This window comes from Streptomyces sp. NPDC051051, assembly GCF_040682975.1.
Classification (GTDB): Bacteria; Actinomycetota; Actinomycetes; order Streptomycetales; family Streptomycetaceae; genus Streptomyces.
The window spans coordinates 35,647-55,332 of record NZ_JBFBCB010000003.1; the positions used below are offsets into that span (position 1 = coordinate 35,647).

Sequence of the window (19,686 nt, forward strand, 5' to 3'; positions counted from 1 at the left end):
GGCCGGCGGAAGCCGCACCGAGCTCGACGGCCACGGCCCGGGACGCTCGCACGGGGGCCGGACGGCGAAGGTCCGTCTCGCCCACGGGCAAGGGTCGAACGGGTCCTGGGCCGGGTCAGCATCCGATGGCCTCTCGGAGAAGCAGTACGGTGCCGCGGCCCGGGCGGGGTTCCGCTTTGAGGATGAACCGGCTGAGGAGCGGTCCGGGACACCGCGGCGATCGGTTCACGGCCGGCGCCGCCCCCCCACCCCCCACCGGGCCCGTATCCCGAACGCGGCCTAGTCGCGGGGCGGGCGGGTGGCGGTGTCGAGGTAGAAGGCGTCGATGCTCTGGACGGCCTGCTCGAACTGCTCCAGGTTGACCGGCTTGGTCACGTACGCGTTCGCGTGGCTGGTGTACGCGCCGGTGACGTCCTCGGGGGCGGCGGACGTGGTGAGGACGACGACGGGGATGGTCTGCAGGTCCTCGTCCGTCTTGAGGATCCGCAGGAGTTCTCGTCCGTTCATCCGGGGCATGTTCAGGTCGAGGACGATCAGGTCGGGGCGGGGGTTGCCGGGGGTGCGCAGGTGCTCGAGTGCGGCGACTCCGTCGGTGACCTGGACGAGGTTGCGGGCCCCGCGCTCGGAGAGAGCTTCCTCGATGAGGAGGGCATCGGCCATGTCGTCCTCGACGAGGAGGACGTCGAAGGGCCGTGCGGGGGTGGTCATCATCGGGTGCTCCATGGGTGCTTCGTCGGAGTGGTGGAAGAGTCCGGGCCAGCGACGCCGGGCGCCCTGGCGGGTCATGCCGCAGGCGGCACCGAGTTGCGGGTATCCGGCACCCGCGCGGGCGGCGGAGACGGCCGCGCTCCGCTGGAGGCGTTCGGCGGCCTGCTGGAGCTGGTCCAGCATGTACAGCAGGGTCAGCGCCTGAACCGGAGCGCCCGCCGGCGCGGGCGGGTCCTCTTCCAGGAGTTGGAGAGTGAGGCGCCTCGCAAGCCGGCCGACCGCCGCGTCCGCGACGGCCGCCGTTTCTTCGGGAGTGATCCGCAGTCTGAAGTTCTCGCCAGGCACATTCAGCACCTTAGGCTCCGATCAGCCACCACGACAACAATGGTTGTCACGGTGCATCTAAAGTGGCGGCTGCCCCCGCATGGTGCAGGCGGCATCACATCGGAGGGGTCACGGCATGAGCGGGAACGCGAGACCGCGTGCGCGAAGGTTTTCCACCTGGACGACGCGGCGGTGGCTGCGCGTCGGGGTCGCGGTCTCGCTGACGGTCCTCGCGCTCCTCGGGGTGACGGGCGCGTGGGTGCTGGCGCAGACGGAATCGATCAGCGAAGACCTCGTGGAGGTGAGATCTCCCGCTCTGAGCACGTCGTTCCGGCTGGAATCGGCGCTGCTGAACCAGGAGACCGGGATTCGCGGATACGGCGCCACCGGCATCCCGGAGTTCCTGGTCCCCTACCGGCAGGGCCTCACCGACCAGGCGACCCACACCGCACGCCTGACGGAGCTGCTGCACGATGACGCGGCCGACCTGAAGGACCTGGAAGCCGTGCAGGGCGCCGCGGAGGCCTGGCAGGCGAGGATCGCCCGTCCGATCGCCGCCGCGCCCGCCGGAACGCCTTCATCGCTGGCCACCGAACGCGCCGCGGAGGGCAAGGAGGCATTTGACGCGCTGCGTTCCGCCCTGAGTGGTCAGCAGGAGCGGCTGCGGACGGAGCGGGCGCACGCGGCGGAGGACCTCTCTTCCACGATGGCGCTGCGGAACTGGGTGTTCAGCGCGATCGCGGCCGTCATCCTCGCCTTGACGATCTTGATCTTCGAAGGACTGCGCCGCGGCATCACCGCCCCCCTGGCCCAGCTGGGGGCGGACGCCCGCACCATCGCCGGCGGTGCCTTCGACCACCCCATCACCCCTGCCGGGCCCGCGGACCTGCGCCGGCTGAGCGGCGAGATCGACTTCATGCGCCGACGTCTGGTACGCGAGCTGGCGTTCACCGAGGAGGCCCGGCTGCGCCTCGACGCGCAGACCGCCGACCTGCAACGCTCGAACGCCGAACTGGAACAGTTCGCGTACGTGGCCTCCCACGACCTCCAGGAGCCGCTGCGCAAGGTCTCCAGCTTCACTCAGCTCCTCCAGCGCCGCTACGGCGGCCGGCTCGACGACCGGGCCGACCAGTACATCGACTACGCGGTCGACGGCGCGAACCGCATGCAGACCCTGATCAACGACCTGCTCGACTTCTCCCGCGTCGGCCGCGTCCACCACGAGCTGCAGAGCGTCGACCTCGGCTCCGTGCTGGAGCGGACCCTGTCCTCCCTCAGCGTGAGCATCGAGGAGACGGGCGCCTCGATCACGCACGATCCGCTGCCGTCCCTGGTCGCCGATCCCACCCAGATGGGCATGCTCTGGCAGAACCTGATCGGCAACGCCGTCAAGTTCCACCGCCCCGAACGGACACCCGAGATCCACATCTCCGCCGCACCGGAAGGCGCGTTGTGGCGGTTCGCGGTCACGGACAACGGCATCGGCATCGACCCCGAGTACGCCGAGAAGGTGTTCGTGATCTTCCAGCGGCTCCACACCAAGGAGGCCTACAAAGGCAGCGGCATCGGCCTGGCCATGTGCAAGAAGATCGTCGAGTTCCACGGCGGCACCATCCGCGTCGACCCCGATCACCACGACGGGGCCCGCATCACCTTCACCCTGGCCGCCGAACCGCCCCAAACCGCGGCCGCCTCCACCCTGCCGGAAGCGACCCGTGCCGATGCGGAGCCGACGCGGTGACCGCGCCCGCCACGCACATTCCCGGCGGTCCCGCGCCGGACCCGGTGTACCGCGTCCTCCTGATCGAGGACGACCAGGCGGACGCCCTGCTCGTCGAGGAGCTCCTCCACGACACGGGGCTGCGGTTCGAGCTGACCACGAGAACGACCCTCGCCCGGGCCCGCACCGAGCTCGCCGCCTCCGCGATCGACTGCATCCTGCTCGACCTCCACCTGCCCGACGTGTCCGGCACCAAGGCCATCGCCGCCGTCCGCGAGCTCGCCCCGCACACCGCGGTGATAGTCCTCACCGGCCTGTCCGAGACTCAGGCGGGAGCCGAGGCGATGGCCGCCGGCGCCCAGGACTACCTCGTCAAGGGCAAGGTCGAAGCCGACCTGCTGCACCGCACCGTCCGCTACGCCGTCTACCGCAGCCAGACCGAACGCACAGCCGCCGACGCCCAGAAGTCCCGCCTGCGCGCCGAGGAGAACGCCCGCCTGGAACGGGGCCTGCTGCCCCAGCCCATCCTCTCCACCTCCACCGTCACGGTGACGACCCGGTACCTGCCCAGCGCCGAAAGAGCGCTGCTCGGAGGGGACTTCCTCGACGTCGTCGAAGACGACGACGGCCTCCTGCACGCCGTGGTCGGCGATGTCAGCGGACACGGCCCGGACGCCGCCGCACTCGGTGTCTGCCTCCGCATCGCCTGGCGCTCCCTCGTCCTGGGCGGACACCACGGCCCCGGTCTCCTGCACCTCATGGAACGCATCCTGATCGCCGAACGCGGCCCGCAACCCCTGTTCGCCACCTGCACCCTCCTCACCCTCGACCAGAACGCCGCCACCGTCACCCTGTACCTGGCCGGCCACCACGAACCCCTCCTCACCACCGCCGAAGCCACCCGGGAACTGGCCGCCGCCCACGGAATGGCCCTGGGCATCGCCCCCGAGCACGGGACCTGGCCGGCCACGGTGATCCCGCTGCCCTCCGTCGGGGCCCTGACCCTCTACACCGACGGCCTCACCGAAGGACACAACGGCCCGCACGCCGAGCGGCTGGGCGTCGAAGGACTCCTCACCCTGATCCGGAACCTGCCGGCGGCAGACCCGGCCTCCCACGTCGACCGCCTGATCAAAGAGACCCAGGCACTGAACGCCGGACGTCACACCGACGACCTCGCCGTACTCCGCCTCGACTGGGGCGACAAGTAGGTGACGGCCACCTCTTCAGTCGTCCGCGTCCGCGCGGGACGGAGGCCGCAGCCTCCGCAGCACTTCGGGCTCCGCGCGACCGGTTCGGCCGTCCGGCGCGGCCTCAGTCGCCGAGCAGTGCGCCCGTGCCCTCGGGGGTGAATCGGCTGAGTGCCTGGTCGATCCGGGCCAGGGTGTCGGGGTGCAGCTGCACCCGCACGGCAGCGAGGTTCTCCGCGATGTGGGCGGGGGGGCGGCCGCCCGGGAGGGGGACGACATGTTCGTCCTGGTGGAGCAGCCAGGCCAGAGCCAGTGGGCCAGAATGAGACGGCCGCGAGCCCCGGGTCGGCGCGGAGGCCGCCTCGGCGGACGAGGTCTTCGAGGCAGTGGTCTCCGGGCAGGGCGTGGTGCTGATCGCGGAAGGCAACGTCAGTCTCCACCAGCGCCCGGGCCTCGTCCATCGGCCGGTACGAAGGCTGCCCGAAGCCGAACTGGCCATCGCCTGGCGCGCCGACGACCACCGATCGGAAGTGGCGGAACCGGTCGCCGCCCTGACGGACCGTGGCCGTCGGCGGCGAGCCGGCTGAAACACTCCGAGACGCCTTCCGGACCACGAACGCGGGACGCGTGCCTGCGCCCTCCGGCCGCCCGTGTGCGCGTCACCTCGGCTTCCAGCGCTTGAAGCGGGTGTGCGGTGCCGCACAGACCCGGAGACACGGAGGAGGGCGTGGTGACGAGCGGGACGACGCGGAGGGCGCGGGGAGGGGTCCGGTCCGGCGGGACGACTGCGCACGGACGAGGAGACGGCGATGTCCGGCAGACGGGCATCGTCGGCCCGGCCGAGGGCATCAGCAGGCCAGGAGCATCGTGCGGCCGGTTCGCGGCCGGTGCCGGCGTCAGCCGCAGACAGTCACACGAGAAGGGGCGGACCATGACCCTCGAGCATCCGGCCGAGAGAGGCGGGCGCCGACGCGGACCCTTCGAGGAACTCGCCGAGCGCGCGTCGAACTTCACCAGCAGCCCGGCGTTCTTCGGCGTCTGCCTGCTGCTGGTCGGCATCGTCATCGGTGTCCACATCGCCAAGGCGCCCCTGACCTGGATGCTGCTCGCCGGCGAGTCCATGACCGCCGTCACGCTCCTGCTCCTGGCGCTGCTGAAGAACAGCGAGCGGCGCGCCGAGCACGCGGTGCAGCAGAAGCTGGACGCCATCGCGGCCGCCCTGCTGGAGACGGGACGCGGTGAAGCGGGCCCGGCCCAGCTCTCCCTGCGCACCGCCATCGGCATCGAGGAACAGACCTGACCCCACGGCGCGCCGGACCGGCAGGCCCTCGGCGGCACGCCCCCGACCTCCTCGGACCGCCGGCCGCCGCCCAGGCCGGCCACACCCCTCCCGGCCAACTCCCGTTCGCGCCACACCGATCACGGCGAATGCCCGCCCCCACCGCACCCGCTCGCGCCAGAATGTGGCACAGCACGGTCACCGGCCCGCCCCAGAGCCGCACCGTGCACGCCGGGCACGCCGACACACGGACAGGATCAGACCATGAAGTTCCGCAGCCTCGTCGAACCCCCCGAACCCATGCGGGGCCTGGAAGTCCCCGCAGAAGTCATCGACGAACTCGACGCCGGGAAACGACCACCCATCACCATCACGATCAACGGCCACTCCTGGAACAGCCGCATCGCGATCATGCGAGGCCGCTACCTCATCGGCTTCAGCAAAGCCAACCGCGAGGCCGCGGGCGTCGAGACCGGCGAAGAAGTCGAAGTCGACCTCGCCCTCGACACCCAGCCCCGCACCATCACCGAACCGGACGACCTGGTCCAAGCCCTCGACGCCGACCCCGTCGCCCGCACCGCGTACGACCAGCTCTCCCCCAGCCGCAAGCGCGCCTACATCCACACCATCGAAAGCGCCAAGAAACCCGAGACCCGCCACAGCCGCATCCAGAAAACCATCGCCACGCTCCGCAACCAACCGCTCACATAACCGTCCCGCCTCCTCCCGCGGGCCCGCGGCGCCCTCACTCCGACCGCCCGCCGGACGGCGATCCGCCGGCGGTGGTCGACGGCCCCCTCAGCCCCCCGCCGACGCCGTCCGCCCGCTCGCGTGGTCGGCGCCCGCCGTCTCCGGGCGCGGGCGGGCTCGTGCCTCGACTGAGCGGCGGGGCGGATGACGAACCATGTCACCGCACGAACACCGTCGACCCGACCGCTCAGTCGAGGCAGAACTCGTTGCCCTCGACGTCCTGCATCACGATGCACGACTCGTTCTCGTCGTCGGCGGGCAGCAGTCGTTCGCGTACCGCGCCGAGCGCGACCAGTCGTGCGCATTCGGCCTCGAGGACGGCCAAGCGCTCCTCGCCCACGAGTCCGGTGCCGACCCGCACGTCGAGATGCAGCCGATTCTTGACGGTCTTGCCTTCGGGGACGCGCTGGAAGAACAGCCGCGGGCCCACACCGGAGGGGTCGACGCACGCGAACCACGAACCCTGCTCCGCGGGCGGCAGCGAGCGATCGTAGTCGTCCCAAGTGGCGAACCCCTCCGGCGGCGACGGGACGACGTACCCCAACACCTCGCACCAGAAACGAGCGACGCGCTCGGGTTCTGCGCAGTCGAAGGTGACCTGGAACTGCTTGATCGATGACATAGGGCCACCGTAGCAGGAGGACTTGACTGGTCAATTGCCTTTCTGAGCAGGCAGGTTGATGCGAAGCGAGCGGTACCGCACCCGCACGAATCCGCCGCGGTGGACCACGGTCCCGCACGGTCGTCCCCGAGTCCGGCTCCGCCCACCGCTTGAGTACGGTGCGCCCGGCGTCTGAGCAGTTCTACGGATGCCCGGCGTCGACCGCTCGGATGGGATGGGGCCATGAGTTCACCCGCTTCCGACTCCGCTCCCCCGGTCCGACCCGCGCCGCCGACGGACCGCACGAGGCTGTGGGCCGCCCTGACCGCCGTCCTGTTCGTGCCGGCGGCCGTGGTGGCCGGTCTGCTGACCTTGACCTCCGAGCGGGCGGGGCGGTGCATGACCTACGGCGAGCAGTGCGTCCGCGGACTGCCCGGCTGGCTGTTCGAGTGGAGTGTGGGCGTCGGCGCCATGGCGTTCCTCGTCGCCCTAGCCGCACCGGCGGTACGGGCGCGACAGGCGGGTCTCGCCGTCCAGATCCTGGCGGAGGGCACCGCGTTGCTGGTCCCCCTCAGCCACGCGTGACCGCCGCGGACCGAACCCGGGACGATTCGCGTGGAGGACGATCGCGTCCGGCGAGGGCGGCAGCCTGCCGATCCCACGCGACGGACCGCTTCAGGTGACGGCGACCGGATCACGGTCGGATACGGGACGTCTCTGGGGACGCAGAGGCGTCACTTTCCGTAGCGGCGAACATCGGCGGTGTACTGCTGTGCCCGCTCCCGCACGATGTCCGGCAGCTCGCCGTGTGCGAGGTCGGCAAGCGTGGTGGCCTCCAGCACCTGGCGCAGGCTGGTGCGCACCGCCCGCCACACGTCCGGGAGCACAGCTGCCGCCCCCGGATGCTCCAGGTCGGTCAGGCTCAGGTCCCGCACCTTGGCCAACGGGCCGTCCACGGCGCGGATCACCGCTGCGAGGCTGATCTCGTCGGCCGCTCCGGCCAGCAGATACCCGCCTTGTGGGCCCCGCACGCTGCGCACCAGATGGGCCAGCCTCAGCTCCCTCAGAATGCCGAAGAGGAACCGGACCGGGATGTCCTGACGGTCCGACAGCTGCTCGGCCGTCAGGGGCGTGTCGCCGGCCGCCGCCAGCTCCGCCATCGCCCGCACCGCATAGTCCGTCCTCGCCGTGATCCGCATCCGGCCAATTTCTCACACCCGAAAGGGCTTTGACGTCATCGCGCAGGTTCGACGGCGGTCGGCGCCGGCACGGAGCGTGAAGGGGAACCGTTGGTGATCACGCCGAAGCCGAAGCGGCTGCCGGACGAGGAAGACCACGGCTCTTGCCTGTAGTTCACAAAAATGGTGAACTACGGCGCACTCACTCTGGGGCCTCCGTGGCCCGTGAACAGCTCCACGCGACACCAGCGCAGCCGTCCACTGCGCACGGCGCGAGCGACAACGCGCACGGGCGCCCACCCGGCCGAGCGGCCGGCAGACAGGAGGCATGGCATGACGTCATTAACACCGCGGGGATCCGTGGCCATCGTGGGAGTGGGGGCGGCCGGCGCTCTGGTCGCCGTACAGCTCTGCGAAACCGCCGTCCGCCGCCGGATCCCCCTGGAGCTCCTGCTGATCGACCCGGCGGGGGAGGCCGGCCGCGGCACCGCCTACTCCACCCGCGACCCGCGCCACCTCCTCAACGTTCCTGCCGGGAACATGAGTTGCTACCCCGACGACCCGGGGCACTTCGTACGGTGGCTGTGTCGCCACGGCGAACCCGCGATCACCGCCGCGGACTTCGTCTCGCGCTACCGCTACGGCGCCTACCTCGCGGACACCCTCGGCCGGGCCGTCATCGCGGCCCACGGCACGGTCACCGTCCGCCGGCTGCGCACCCGGGTCGTCGACTGCCGCTGGAGCGACGGACCCGGCGTGACCGCCCGGCTCGAACTGGCCGACGGCACAGCTGTCGACGCCGACGGCGTGGTGCTGGCCACCGGTCCCGCTCCCTCCTCCTCCGCGTGGCTGCCGCCCGCCCTGCACGGCAGTGACCGCTTCGTCGCCGCCCCCTGGGCGCCGGGTGCCCTGGACGCCCCGGCCCACGAGCAGTGTTCCGACGACGTGCTGCTGATCGGCACCGGGCTGACCGCCGTGGACGTGGCCCTGCGGCTGAACCGCCCCGGCCGAACGGTGCACGCGGTGTCCCGCGGCGGACGGCTGCCCCAGGCACACGCCGTGACCCCCCTGCCCGCCGTGGCCTGCGCCGAGCCGCTCACGGGGCTGCCGCTGCCGAACGTGCGCACCGCGGTCTACCGGCACGTCGGCCGGGTCGTGCGCGCCCAGGGCGACTGGCGTCCCGCGCTGGACGGGCTGCGCCCGATCACCGCGCAACTGTGGGCGTCGCTGTCCGTCGACGAGCGTGCCGAGTTCCTCGAACGGGACGGCTCCCTGTGGAACGTGCACCGTCACCGGATGCCCCCGGCCACCGCGGAGAGCGTGGCCCGGATGCGCCGTACGCGAAGACTGAGGGCGGTCCGGGGGCGGATCACCGACGTCCGGACGCTCCCGGACCGCTCGCTGCGGGTTTCCCTCACCGACGGCCGTGAGCTTTCCGTGGGCTGGGTGGTGGACTGCACGGGGCCGGGCCTGCGGCTGGCGGACACGGCCGATCCGCTGTGGCGGAACATGCTGCGACGCGGCGACGCGGTGCCCGGCCCGCTGGGCATGGGCGTGTCCACCGACGACGGACGGCTGCGCGACCGGCACGGCCGCACGAGCCGCGCGTGGTGGACACTCGGCTCGCCACGCCGCGGCGAGCTGTGGGAGACCACCGCGATCCCGGAGATCCGCGTACAGGCCGCGGCCGCGGCCGAAGCGGTGCTCGACCGGCTCACCGCTCCCCTCACCGGCGCCGCGTCCGCCCGACGTGCGGCCCGGCGTCCCACCGACGGCGGCGGTCTCGCCCTCAGCACCCACTCCGCCGCCGCGGCCGCCTACCGGTCAGGGGTGGACCGCCTGCTGAAGGTGCGGGCCGGTGCCCCGGAGGCGTTCCGGCGGGCCACGGCCCTCGACCCGGGCTTCGCGACCGCCCACGCCGCGCTCGCGCTGATCGGACACGAGTGCGGGGCCGACGTGGACGTTTTCCGCGCCTTGGCCGATGCCCGACGCAGCGCACGCGAGCGGGCCGACGACCGCGAGCGTTCCTTCGTCGACGTGGTGACCCGGCGCGTCCGGGGCACGGTCGCGGAGGGCGACGCGGCCCTCCTGCGACATCTGGAGGACCATCCGGGCGACCGGCTGGCGCTCGCCACCGCGGTGCCGACCATCGCCTTCTCCGGCCTGTACGACCTCGACGGCGGCGCCGCGCTCCGGCTGCTGGAGAAGACCGCGCCGGTCCACGAGGGACACTGGTTCCACACTTCCCTGCTCGCCTTCATGCGCCAGGAGCAGAGCCGCTACGACGAGGCCGAAGACCTGGCGGAGCAGGCCCTCGCGGTGGAGCCCGGGTCGGGGCACGCCATGCACGCCCTGGCGCATGTGCACTACGAGCGCGGCGACCACGACAAGGGCCGCGAACGGCTCGACGAGTGGCTGAGCGGCCAGGGCCGCGGCGGTACGCACCGCGCCCACTTCGCCTGGCACGCCGCCCTTCACGAGCTGGCCGTCGCGGATGCGGCGGCGGTCCGGCGCAGGTGGGCGGGACAGCTGTCGCCCGGGAAGGTCAGCGGCATCCGGGCGCTGGTCGACTCCGGTTCCCTGTTGTGGCGGGCCCGGATGTCCGACAGCTGGCCGGGCCGGATACCGATCGACGACGTGCTGGAGTCGGTCTCCGCCGACATCCTGGAGCGTCCGAGCACCGCCTTCACCGCGCTGCACTCGGCCATCACCCTCACCGCCGCGGGCGACCTGCCGGGGCTGCGGCGGCTGCAGACCCATGCGCTGGACGCCGATCAGGTGCAGCGCGAGGTCATCGCCCCGCTGTGCGAGGCGTTCACCCACCTGGTGGAGGAGAACTGGGCCGAAGCGGCGCGGCGGCTGGAAGGCCTCCTGCCGATGCTCCGCATGGTGGGCGGCAGTGCCGCGCAGCGCGAGGTCGTGGAGGAGACCTTGTTGTACGCGCAGGTCTCGGCGGGCTTCTGCACCGCCGCCCGAGTGCGCCTGCAGGAACGTCTGGACCGCCGCTCCTCGCCGCACGACCGGCGCCGGCTGGCGGCACTCCCCTCCTGAGGGACCGGGCGAAGGAGACGGAGCTCCGGTGAACAGCTCCGGCGTCCCCGGCCGGCATTCCGGGGACGCCGGTGAAAGCGGCGCGACGCCGTCGGACGGCAGTGCCCCGGCCACGGCCGGAGCCGCCCTCCTCACGGACCTTCTCGTCACCCGTGTGCGGGCCGGGTGCATCCGGCAGGGCCCGCGGCGACGAAACACCTTTGACCGACACCGCGCCGTTCTGCACACCACGAGGACCTCATGTCTGCTTCCGCACCCCTGCAGCCCGAGTCCGTCTGGGACTACCCCCGGCCGCCCGGCGTGCGGGAGGACGCCCGTCGCGCTCGTGTCGAGTACGGCGGCCTGCTCGTGGCGGACACCAGGAGGGCGGTCCGCGTACTGGAGACCAGTCACCCGCCCGTGTTCTACATCCCCCCCGCGGATGTGCGTCTCGACCTGCTGCGCCCCGCTTCCGGCGGCAGCTGGTGCGAGTGGAAGGGCAAGGCGCGGTACTGGGATCTGGTGGTGGGTGACGACGTGCGCGAGCGAGCCGCCTGGAGCTACCCGCAGCCCACTCCCGCCTACGGCCTCATCACGGGCTTCTTCGCCTTCTACGCGAGCCGGGTGGACCGCTGCACGGTCGGGGACGAGGAGGTGCAGGCGCAGGACGGTGACTTCTACGGCGGCTGGATCACCGAGGAGGTGCGGGGCCCTTTCAAGGGAGCACCCGGAACGCTCACGTGGTGAGAGGGGTTTCACCAGGGCAGGGCGACGTCCCCACTCGCCACTCGCCACTCGCCACTCGCCACCGAGCGTCACGTGACGGGACGGACGCCGTGGTGCCGGTTGGCGCGCGTCGGGTCTCCTCCGTAGTGCGCCATGACCTTGGGGTCCATGACCCGGCGCCACAGTGGGGTCACCCACGCCAGGACGATCATCGAGGCGTAGCCGGAGGGTAGTTGGGGTGCCTCTTCGAAGTGGCGCAGCGTCTGGTAGCGGCGCAGGGGGTTCGCGTGGTGGTCCGAGTGCCGCTGGAGCTGGTACAGGAGGATGTTGCTGGTGGTGTTGTTGCTGTTCCAGCTGTGTCGCGGAGCGACCCGCTCGTAGCGTCCGTCGGGACGGCGCTCGCGCAACAGGCCGTAGTGCTCGATGTAGTTGACGGTTTCCAGCAGCAGGACGCCGCAGGCTGCCTGGACGAACAGGTAGGGAAGGACGCCCGGTCCGAATCCGGTCGCGAGTGCGGCGAAGAGCACGAGGGTCAGGCCCCACGCGGTCAGCACGTCGTTGCGGTGCGACCAGGTGCGGTGCCGTCGCCGGTTGAGGCGGCGGGCCTCGAGGTGCCAGGCGGACCGGATGCTTCCGGCGACGGTGCGCGGCAGGAACGCCCACAGGCTCTCCCCCAGCCGTGAGCTGGCCGGATCCTCCGGCGTGGCGACGCGCACGTGGTGGCCGTGGTTGTGTTCGACGAAGAAGTGCCCGTACGCGGCTTGCGCCAGGGCGATGCGGGCGAGGCGCCGTTCGACCGTCTCGCGCTTGTGTCCGAGTTCGTGAGCGGTGTTGATGGCGACGCCGGCCACGACGCCCACGGTGGCGGCCAGGCCGAGTGCGTCCGGCACCGCCATTCCCCCGGACCACAGCAGGCAGGCGTAGAGCAGTCCCACGTACTGCAGAGGCAGGTACAGGAACGTGCACCACCGGTAGTACCGGTCGTTCTCCAGGAGCGGCACCGCCTCCTCCGGGGGGTTCTCCTGGTCCCGGCCGACGAGGGCGTCGAGCAACGGGATGATCACGAAAGCGAAGAACGGTCCCCACCACCACAGCACGTGCCGGCCGCTGACTTCGACGAGTGCGGCGGCCTGGAAGGGCAGCGCGGGAACCGCCAGGCCGAGGAGCCAGGCGTGGCGCTTGCGATCGCGCCAGGGCGGCGCCGCGGGCTGTGGGGAGGGTGTGGTCGTCGACGCTGTCATCGCACTGCGCTCCTCGGGACGATCGGCTCGGGAAGGAACACTCGTGCAGGCCGCGGCGACCGCTGGAGCGGTCCGGGGCCGCGTGTTCCGGCGACCCGGCAGAGCGTGGCACCGGCGCCGACCGCTGACAATGCGGGACGTCGCGTCAATGTTCTGACGATGCGTCACGAGGATGTCCGGTCACGGGACGGCCGGCGAGGAGGTGTGCGGGGGCGGGGGGCCGACGGCCACCCCAGCGCACCCAGCGCGGCGGCGGTGATGACCTCGGCGGCCTCGCCGAGGGTTCCGGTGCCGGGCGGCAGGACGATGTGGGACAGGGTCAGGCGAACGGTGACGTCGGCCGCCCGGTCCGCCCGCACCGCGTCGGTGTGCGGGAACCGGTCCCGACACCACGACCGCACCAGTCGCTGCGCCTCGGTGACGACGGGATCCGAGCGGGTCGTCAGGTAAGGGAGGAGGGAATCCGTGCCCTCGCGGGCCGCCCTGACCGCCGCGGCGATCAGGGGGTTCCGCGCCGCCTCCCGCAGGGCGAACAGGACCGCGGCCGCCAGGATCTCCGGCGGATCGCCCGCAGGCTGCCGAAGCGCCCGGTCGACGCCGCGGAGGAAGTGCTCCGCCTCACGGTGGACCAGTGCCAGGCTCAGGCCCTCGCGACTGCCGAACGCCTTGTAGATGGACGGGCGCGACACCTCCGCGCGTGCCGCCACCTCGGACAGGCTCACGGCGTCCCAGCCCTTCTCCGCCGCCATGACACGGGCCGCGTTCAGCACGTCCTCCCGCATCTTCCTGCGCCACGACTCGCGCGGGGGAAGAACCGTCGCGGAGTCCTCCGCTCCCCCGAGAAGCGGTCCTTGCCGGTCCTGCGGTCCTCGCCGTCCGTGCCCCACCCTGTGCCTCCTCACGCCGAGATGCCCCGATGCCGTTCCGCGCCGGGACCCTCCGCGGTCCCGGCGCGCCCCAAGAAAGGCAGCCCGTCCGGCCGCGTCCGTGGACGGTCGCGCCCACGGACGGTCGGACGATGATGCCGGGGAGGATCGCTTCTGACGAAGTGTCATAACGTTGACGACGGGTCGCCCTGTGCCTCCGGCGACGCACCTGGGAGCCTGGCCGTCGGCGGGCGGCAGCCCGTGCGCCGCCCGCCGACCCCTTTGCCGTCCGTGCCGTCGCCCGTCCGGCGGGCACGCCCTGTCCGTCGGGCCTCAGGACTGCCGCAGTGTGCAGCCGTAGCCCGCTTCACCGGAACCGCTGCAGGCCTCGAAGTCCACGGAGTACGTGCCGGTGCCGGAGGCGGTACGGGTGAACGTGACGGCCTCGTCGCTGCCGCTGCCGTCGTCGACGGACCGCTGGAGGGTGCGGCCCTCCGCGTCCAGCAGGTACAGGTCGGCGTCGGAGGCGGAGGGGGTGTCGCAGTGGACGGCCGCCGTCCCGCCGGACGCCAGGGTGATGCGGTAGTAGTCCCGGTCGGAGGAGCTGTGCAAGGTGCCGTCGAGGGTCGCCGGCCGGACCAGGGCGGTGGCGTCGTCGGCGCTGGTGCGGGAGTCGTTGGGTTCGCTCTCGTTCAGCACGGTCGTACCGGGGGCGCAGCTCTCGGGCGTGCCGTCGTAGAGGTTCGCGTCGACGACTCCCCGGGTGACGCTGCGTCGGTAGTAGCCGCATGCGGGGCGATCGGCGAAGTCGTACGTCGCACCCGGCGCGAGCCTCCAGATCTTGTAACCGGAATACGTCAACGGCTTTCCCGGAGTGGCCTGTTCGGGCTGGTGGTCGCCGAGGACGACGTAGGCGTCGCCTCCGTACTGGGTCCCCAGGCCGTTCTTGTCGACGAAGAGGGAGGCCTTCTCGTCGACGCCGACGCCCCAGGCCCGTCCGCCGGGCGCCAGGCCGTCCTTGACGGCCCGGGCCACGAACGCCATGGTGCGGCCCATGCGGTCGCGGGCGCTGAAGTGGGAGTCGTTGACGACGCCCGTGCAGGACGGCCACTCGAACATGCCGGTGGTGAAGGTGAGGGCCGGGTCGTAGGGGTCGGCCAGGGCTTCGGCGGTCGTGACGCCGCCGGCGCAGGCGTCGTAGACGACGGGGCTGTTGATGTGGTGTCCCGCGCTCCCGCCGCCCGCACCGCCCGCCTTCGCGACGACGGATTCGACGGACGCCTCGAGTGCGGTGCCCTTCCAGCGGGCGTACCGGCACTGGTCGCCACCGGCGAAGAACACGAACTCCGCGTTGCGGATGTCGGTGTTGACCGCGGCGCCGTCCGCGTCCGCCGCGGAGGTGAGCGTCCAGGTGGTGCAGGAGTTGACCCCGGCCAGTCTCATGACCGTGTCGCACTCGGGCGTCCTGCTGCCGGAGGAGGGGGCCGAGCCGGCGAGGACGACGACGTCGAGCGTGCCCGTGCCGCCGCGGATCGCGTCGATCGCCCGGGTCATGGAGGCGGCGACGACCGTGCCGTCGCCGTTCATGGTGAACGCCGGACCGTTCCATCCGGTGCGGCTCACGTCTGCCGTGCTGCCCAGCCGGATCCGGTCGGCCGCGGCCTCCGCGGGTGCGGTGGAGACCAGAGTGCCGGTGAGGGAGAGGAGCGCGGCGGTCACCGCGCTCGCGGGACGGCGTGGGAAGCGGCGGGGCATGGGGCCTCCAGGGTCGGGGGGAGGGCGAGCGGTGGGGACGACTCGTGCTAGCGGAAGGTACAGATGAAGGCGTCCGTCGTGAAGATGTATCGCGGAATCACCCACCCGTGGACGCGCGAGACCGATCGAAAACGCCTCAACCAGTCCGTATCAAAGGCCTGAGTGCATTCATTCATGGCGTTACGCCAACGTAACGCTTGATACATCTAGCCAAACAAGACGGTCATCTGTAATTTCCGGAGTGCGGTCGACGTGTCCAGCGTCGGCCAAGGCATCCGAGAGGTCCGCACCCCATGAACGCTCGTACCGTCCGCCGCCTGGCGGCCGCCGCCGCGGTGAGCACCGCCCTGACCGCCCTGACCGCGTGCTCGGGCGGTGACGACACCGCACCGGCCGCGAACGGCGAAGTCGCCGTCGCGGGCGTGAAGATCGCCGAGGACGGCGCACTGCACGACGCGCTTCCCGAGGAGATCAAGAAGGCGGGCACCGTCAAGGTGGCCACCGACGTGCCGTATCCGCCCTTCGAGATGTACGTCAAGGAGGGCGAGAGCCGGCTCACCGGCCTCGACTACGACCTCGGGCAGGCGCTGGGCGCGAAGCTCGGCGTGCGCTTCGAGTTCACCCCGCAGAAGTTCGACGGGATCGTGCCGGCCATCCAGGCCGGCAGGTTCCACGCGGCGATGTCGGCGATCACCGACAACAAGGAGCGGCAGAAGGTGGTCGATTTCGTCGACTACTCGCAGTCCGGCTCCGGCATCCTCGTCGCCGAGGGCAACCCCGAGAAGGTCGCCACCCTCGACGACCTCTGCGGACGCGAGGTGGCCGTGCAGGCCGCCACCAACCAGCTCGACCTGCTCAAGTCCCACCAGTCGGCGTGCCGGAAGGCCGGCAGGGGCAGCATCGACATCCAGACCTATCCCAAGGACTCCGACGCCCAACTGGCCCTGCGTTCCGGGAAGGCGGTCGCGCAGTTGCTGACCGAACCGGCGGCCGGCTGGACGGCCAGGACGGCCGACGGGGGCAAGGCGTTCGACCTCGTCGAGGATCCCGCGGCGCCCGGCGGGTACAACGCCTCCCCCAACGGCATCGTCGTCAGCAAGCGCCTGCCCGAGCTGAGGGACGCGATACAGAAGGCGCTGCAGGCCCTCATCGACGACGGCACCCTGACCAAGATCTACGACAAGTACGGCGTCGCCTCCATCGCGGTCGAGGTGGCCACCAAGAACGCGGCGGTGGACTGATGAGGACCGACGCGAAGACACCCGCCGAAGCCGCCGCGCCCGCGCCGGCCGGCCGACGGGCGGCAGAACTCCGGGTCGTCCCGGTACGCCACTACGGCCGCTGGGCCGCCGCTGTGACGGCCCTGGCCGGGCTCACCGGGCTCGTCGGATCACTCGCCGGGAACGACAACCTGCGCTGGGACATCGTCGGGGACCACCTCTTCGCCGACCTGATCTTCGACGGACTGTTCACGACCGTGTGGCTCACCGCGGCCGCCATGACCCTCGGGCTGGCCCTCGGCACCCTGATCGCGGTGATGCGCCTGTCCCCCAGCCCCGTCCTGTACGGCCTGGCCACGTTCTTCGTGTGGATCTTCCGTGGCACACCGCTGCTCGTGCAGATCATCTTCTGGGGCTACGCGGCGGCGCTGTACCAGTACGTGATGATCGGCGTCCCGTTCACCGACATCACCTTCTTCAAGGCCGACACCAACAGTCTGCTGACGCCCGCCGTCGCGGCCCTGCTCGCCCTCGGCCTCAACGAGGCCGCCTACGCCTCGGAGATCGTGCGCGCCGGCATCCAGTCGGTCGACCCCGGCCAGGCGGAGGCCGCGCACTCGCTGGGCATGCGCCCGGCGCTGACCATGCGCCGCATCGTGCTGCCGCAGGCGATGCGCGTCATCATCCCCCCGATGGGCAACGAGACCATCAACATGCTGAAGATGACCGCCCTGGTATCGGTGATCTCGGCCCACGACCTCATGTCGAACATCCAGGACGTGTACGCCCAGAACTACCAGGTCATCCCCATGCTCGTGGTCGCGAGCCTGTGGTACCTCGCCCTGGTGACCGTACTCGGCGTCCCCCAGGCGTACCTGGAGCGTCGCTACGGCCGCGGCACCACGCGCGCCCGGCACGTGTCACCCCTGCGGCGCGTGCTCGGCGCCGCCGCACACCCCACCCGCGCGAAGGACGAGGAGGCGGGCCGGTGAGCGCCCCCATGGTGCACGCGGAGGGCGTGCGCAAGCACTACGGCAGGCTCGAGGTCCTCAAGGGCGTCGACCTCACCGTCCGGCGCGGCAGCGTGTGCTGTCTCCTGGGGCCCTCCGGCTCCGGGAAGTCCACCTTCCTGCGCTGCATCAACCACCTGGAGAAGGTCGACGGCGGCCGGCTCACGGTCGACGGCGAGCTGGTCGGTTACCGCCGACAGGGCGACGCGCTGCACGAACTGCGCGAACGGGAGGTGGCCGAGCGACGGCGCGACATCGGCATGGTCTTCCAGCGCTTCAACCTCTTCCCGCACATGAACGCGCTGGAGAACATCACCGAGGCACCCGTGCGGGTGGCGGGCGTGAGCCGGGCGCAGGCCCGCGAGGAGGCGCACGGCCTGCTGGAGCGGGTCGGTCTCGCCGACCGCGCCGGCCACTATCCGGCGCAGCTGTCCGGCGGGCAGCAGCAGCGCGTCGCCATCGCCCGGGCGCTGGCCATGAAGCCCAAACTGATGCTGTTCGACGAACCGACCTCGGCCCTCGACCCCGAACTCGTCGGAGACGTCCTGGACGTGATGCGGCAACTGGCGCACGACGGCATCACCATGGTCGTGGTCACCCACGAGATCGGCTTCGCCCGCGAGGTGGGCGACACCGCGGTGCTCATGGACGAAGGGGTGATCGTCGAGTCCGGCGACCCGCGGCAGGTCCTGGTCGAGCCGGAGCAGGAACGCACCCGCGCCTTCCTGTCCAAGGTCCTGTGAACGCCCCCTCGCGGCAGCGGCCCCGCCCCGCCGAGCTGCTCGACACCGCCCGGGACCGGCAGGCGCATTACCTGCGTGACCTCGCCGAACTCGTCGGCATCGACTCCGGCTCCTACAGCCCCGAGGGCGTGAACAAGGTCGCCGACTGGGTGCAGGCCCGCCTGGAGTCGCTCGCCTTCACCGTCGAGCGGATCTCCCCTCTCCCGCCGGGCGACGCCGCTTCGGGCACGTACCACCGCACCGGCGACGTGCTGGTCGCCCGCAGGCCGGGGCGGCTCGCCGAGGCCGACGGCGGGCGCCGGATCCTGCTGGCGGCCCACATGGACACCGTCTTCGAGGAGGGCACCGCCGCGGAACGGCCCTTCGCCCTCGACGGGACGCTCGCCCGCGGCCCCGGCGTCAGCGACGACAAGGGCGGACTCCTGGCCGGTCTGGCCGCCCTGGACGTCCTGCGCCGACACGGCGTCGAGGAGTACGCCGAACTGGTCTTCCTCGCCACCCCCGACGAGGAGATCGGAGCACCGCACAGCCGGCCGACCACCGAAGCCGTCGCCCGCGGCGTCCACTACGCGCTCGGCCTGGAGTGCGCACGGGAGAACGGCGACCTGGTGATCGCGCGCAAGGGAGTCGCCGACTTCCGCCTCGTCGTCACCGGCCGGGCCGCCCACGCCGGCATCGAGCCCGAACGCGGTGCCAACGCGGCCCTGGCCGCGGCCCACCTCGTCGTCGCCCTGCAGGCACTCAACGGCCGCGGGGACGACGTCACGGTCAACGTCGGGGTGGTCCGGGCCGGCAGCCGCGCCAACATCGTCTGCCCGCAGGCCGTCCTGCGTCTGGAGGTGCGTGCGGCGACCGCCGCCGGGATGCGCGGCGCCCGGCGCGCCGTCGAAGCGGCCGCCGCCCGCCCGGCGGTCCCAGGCACCACCGTGACCGTGGAGCAACTGGACCACTGCCCTCCGATGGAGGACACCGCCGCGTCGCGCCGCATGCTCGCCGCGGCCGGGAACGCGGCCGCGGCCCTCGGCCTGCCCCTGGGCGCCGCGGCGACCGGGGGCGTCGGCGACGCCAACCTCATCGCCGGTGCGGGCGTCCCCGTGCTCGACGGCCTCGGTCCCGTCGGCGGCGCCGACCACACCCCGCAGGAGTGGCTGGACACCGCCACCGTGGCACAGCGCGTCGCGCTGCTCGCCTCTCTGATCACCACGCTCGGCGCGGGCGACCACGCCGACGGAGCATGACTCCTCCCTCCGCTTCCCCTCTCCCTCCGCTTCCCCTCCGCCGCCCGCGAACTCGTCCCCTCCCCCGCGGCCGCGGTTCGCGCCCCGCGGACGAACCGAACGTCCCG

Annotated in this window: 19 protein-coding genes; 12 read left to right on the forward strand and 7 right to left on the reverse strand. The window is 71.9% G+C overall.

The window, feature by feature from the left end:
* Positions 1 to 279: 279 nt before the first annotated feature.
* On the reverse strand, positions 280 to 1,053 hold the full coding sequence (locus AB0N31_RS03340) for a response regulator (protein WP_366056637.1): 774 nt from the start codon (positions 1,051 to 1,053) through the stop codon (positions 280 to 282).
* Between the two features lie 115 nt (positions 1,054 to 1,168).
* Between AB0N31_RS03340 and AB0N31_RS03345 the strand changes: the two genes are divergently transcribed.
* The gene (locus tag AB0N31_RS03345) at positions 1,169 to 2,773 is read left to right on the forward strand and encodes an ATP-binding protein (protein WP_366056638.1); all 1,605 of its coding nucleotides are present in this window, start codon (positions 1,169 to 1,171) and stop codon (positions 2,771 to 2,773) included.
* On the forward strand, positions 2,770 to 3,963 hold the full coding sequence (locus AB0N31_RS03350) for a fused response regulator/phosphatase (RefSeq protein ID WP_366056639.1): 1,194 nt from the start codon (positions 2,770 to 2,772) through the stop codon (positions 3,961 to 3,963). The genes AB0N31_RS03345 and AB0N31_RS03350 overlap by 4 nt, the downstream gene beginning before the upstream one ends.
* Positions 3,964 to 4,066: 103 nt before the next feature.
* Here AB0N31_RS03350 and AB0N31_RS03355 read toward each other — a convergent pair whose 3' ends face one another.
* Positions 4,067 to 4,369 carry an aldo/keto reductase gene (locus tag AB0N31_RS03355; RefSeq protein ID WP_366056640.1) on the reverse strand — a complete coding sequence of 101 codons (303 nt, stop codon included), beginning with the start codon at positions 4,367 to 4,369 and terminating at the stop codon, positions 4,067 to 4,069.
* Between AB0N31_RS03355 and AB0N31_RS03360 the strand changes: the two genes are divergently transcribed.
* The 3 genes from AB0N31_RS03360 to AB0N31_RS03370 all read left to right on the forward strand — a co-directional run bounded on the left by AB0N31_RS03360 (position 4,329) and on the right by AB0N31_RS03370 (position 5,932).
* Positions 4,329 to 4,529 carry a hypothetical protein gene (locus AB0N31_RS03360; RefSeq protein WP_366056642.1) on the forward strand — a complete coding sequence of 67 codons (201 nt, stop codon included), beginning with the start codon at positions 4,329 to 4,331 and terminating at the stop codon, positions 4,527 to 4,529. The genes AB0N31_RS03355 and AB0N31_RS03360 overlap by 41 nt on opposite strands.
* Before the next feature lie 344 nt (positions 4,530 to 4,873).
* Positions 4,874 to 5,242, forward strand: coding sequence for a low affinity iron permease family protein (locus tag AB0N31_RS03365; RefSeq protein ID WP_366056643.1), 369 nt, complete (start codon positions 4,874 to 4,876; stop codon positions 5,240 to 5,242).
* Positions 5,243 to 5,485: 243 nt separating this feature from the next.
* Positions 5,486 to 5,932 (forward strand): YdeI/OmpD-associated family protein, encoded by a 447-nt coding sequence (locus tag AB0N31_RS03370; RefSeq protein ID WP_366056644.1) that lies wholly within the window; start codon positions 5,486 to 5,488, stop codon positions 5,930 to 5,932.
* Between the two features lie 226 nt (positions 5,933 to 6,158).
* On the opposite strand, the gene AB0N31_RS03375 is transcribed toward AB0N31_RS03370, so the two are convergent.
* Complete coding sequence (locus tag AB0N31_RS03375; RefSeq protein ID WP_366056645.1) at positions 6,159 to 6,593, reverse strand: VOC family protein; 435 nt, start codon at positions 6,591 to 6,593, stop codon at positions 6,159 to 6,161.
* Between the two features lie 222 nt (positions 6,594 to 6,815).
* Between AB0N31_RS03375 and AB0N31_RS03380 the strand changes: the two genes are divergently transcribed.
* Positions 6,816 to 7,157 (forward strand): hypothetical protein, encoded by a 342-nt coding sequence (locus tag AB0N31_RS03380; RefSeq protein WP_366056646.1) that lies wholly within the window; start codon positions 6,816 to 6,818, stop codon positions 7,155 to 7,157.
* Between the two features lie 149 nt (positions 7,158 to 7,306).
* Here AB0N31_RS03380 and AB0N31_RS03385 read toward each other — a convergent pair whose 3' ends face one another.
* Entirely contained in the window at positions 7,307 to 7,771 is a 465-nt protein-coding gene (locus AB0N31_RS03385) for an Rrf2 family transcriptional regulator (protein ID WP_366056647.1), read from the reverse strand.
* Between the two features lie 312 nt (positions 7,772 to 8,083).
* Between AB0N31_RS03385 and AB0N31_RS03390 the strand changes: the two genes are divergently transcribed.
* Both AB0N31_RS03390 and AB0N31_RS03395 read left to right on the forward strand, forming a co-directional pair.
* Positions 8,084 to 10,801, forward strand: coding sequence for an FAD/NAD(P)-binding protein (locus AB0N31_RS03390; protein ID WP_366056648.1), 2,718 nt, complete (start codon positions 8,084 to 8,086; stop codon positions 10,799 to 10,801).
* Positions 10,802 to 11,041: 240 nt separating this feature from the next.
* Positions 11,042 to 11,527 (forward strand): DUF427 domain-containing protein, encoded by a 486-nt coding sequence (locus tag AB0N31_RS03395; RefSeq protein WP_366056649.1) that lies wholly within the window; start codon positions 11,042 to 11,044, stop codon positions 11,525 to 11,527.
* A gap of 68 nt (positions 11,528 to 11,595) precedes the next feature.
* Here AB0N31_RS03395 and AB0N31_RS03400 read toward each other — a convergent pair whose 3' ends face one another.
* From AB0N31_RS03400 to AB0N31_RS03410, 3 genes are all read right to left on the reverse strand, one after another.
* Entirely contained in the window at positions 11,596 to 12,747 is a 1,152-nt protein-coding gene (locus AB0N31_RS03400; protein ID WP_366056650.1) for an alkane 1-monooxygenase, read from the reverse strand.
* 164 nt (positions 12,748 to 12,911) lie between these two features.
* Positions 12,912 to 13,529 (reverse strand): TetR family transcriptional regulator, encoded by a 618-nt coding sequence (locus AB0N31_RS03405; protein ID WP_366056651.1) that lies wholly within the window; start codon positions 13,527 to 13,529, stop codon positions 12,912 to 12,914.
* 417 nt (positions 13,530 to 13,946) lie between these two features.
* Complete coding sequence (locus AB0N31_RS03410; protein WP_366056652.1) at positions 13,947 to 15,368, reverse strand: pre-peptidase C-terminal domain-containing protein; 1,422 nt, start codon at positions 15,366 to 15,368, stop codon at positions 13,947 to 13,949.
* A 293-nt stretch (positions 15,369 to 15,661) separates the two neighbouring features.
* Between AB0N31_RS03410 and AB0N31_RS03415 the strand changes: the two genes are divergently transcribed.
* Genes AB0N31_RS03415 through AB0N31_RS03430 form a run of 4 tightly spaced genes read left to right on the forward strand, consistent with a single transcriptional unit; the run spans position 15,662 to position 19,579 of the window.
* Entirely contained in the window at positions 15,662 to 16,609 is a 948-nt protein-coding gene (locus AB0N31_RS03415; RefSeq protein ID WP_366056653.1) for an ABC transporter substrate-binding protein, read from the forward strand.
* A complete protein-coding gene (locus tag AB0N31_RS03420) occupies positions 16,609 to 17,580 on the forward strand; it encodes an amino acid ABC transporter permease (protein WP_366056654.1) in 972 nt (323 codons plus the stop codon). Before AB0N31_RS03415 ends, AB0N31_RS03420 begins: the two co-directional genes overlap by 1 nt.
* Positions 17,581 to 17,588: 8 nt before the next feature.
* A complete protein-coding gene (locus AB0N31_RS03425; RefSeq protein WP_366056834.1) occupies positions 17,589 to 18,341 on the forward strand; it encodes an amino acid ABC transporter ATP-binding protein in 753 nt (250 codons plus the stop codon).
* Positions 18,338 to 19,579 (forward strand): M20/M25/M40 family metallo-hydrolase, encoded by a 1,242-nt coding sequence (locus AB0N31_RS03430; RefSeq protein WP_366056655.1) that lies wholly within the window; start codon positions 18,338 to 18,340, stop codon positions 19,577 to 19,579. The genes AB0N31_RS03425 and AB0N31_RS03430 overlap by 4 nt, the downstream gene beginning before the upstream one ends.
* Positions 19,580 to 19,686 lie beyond the last annotated feature (107 nt).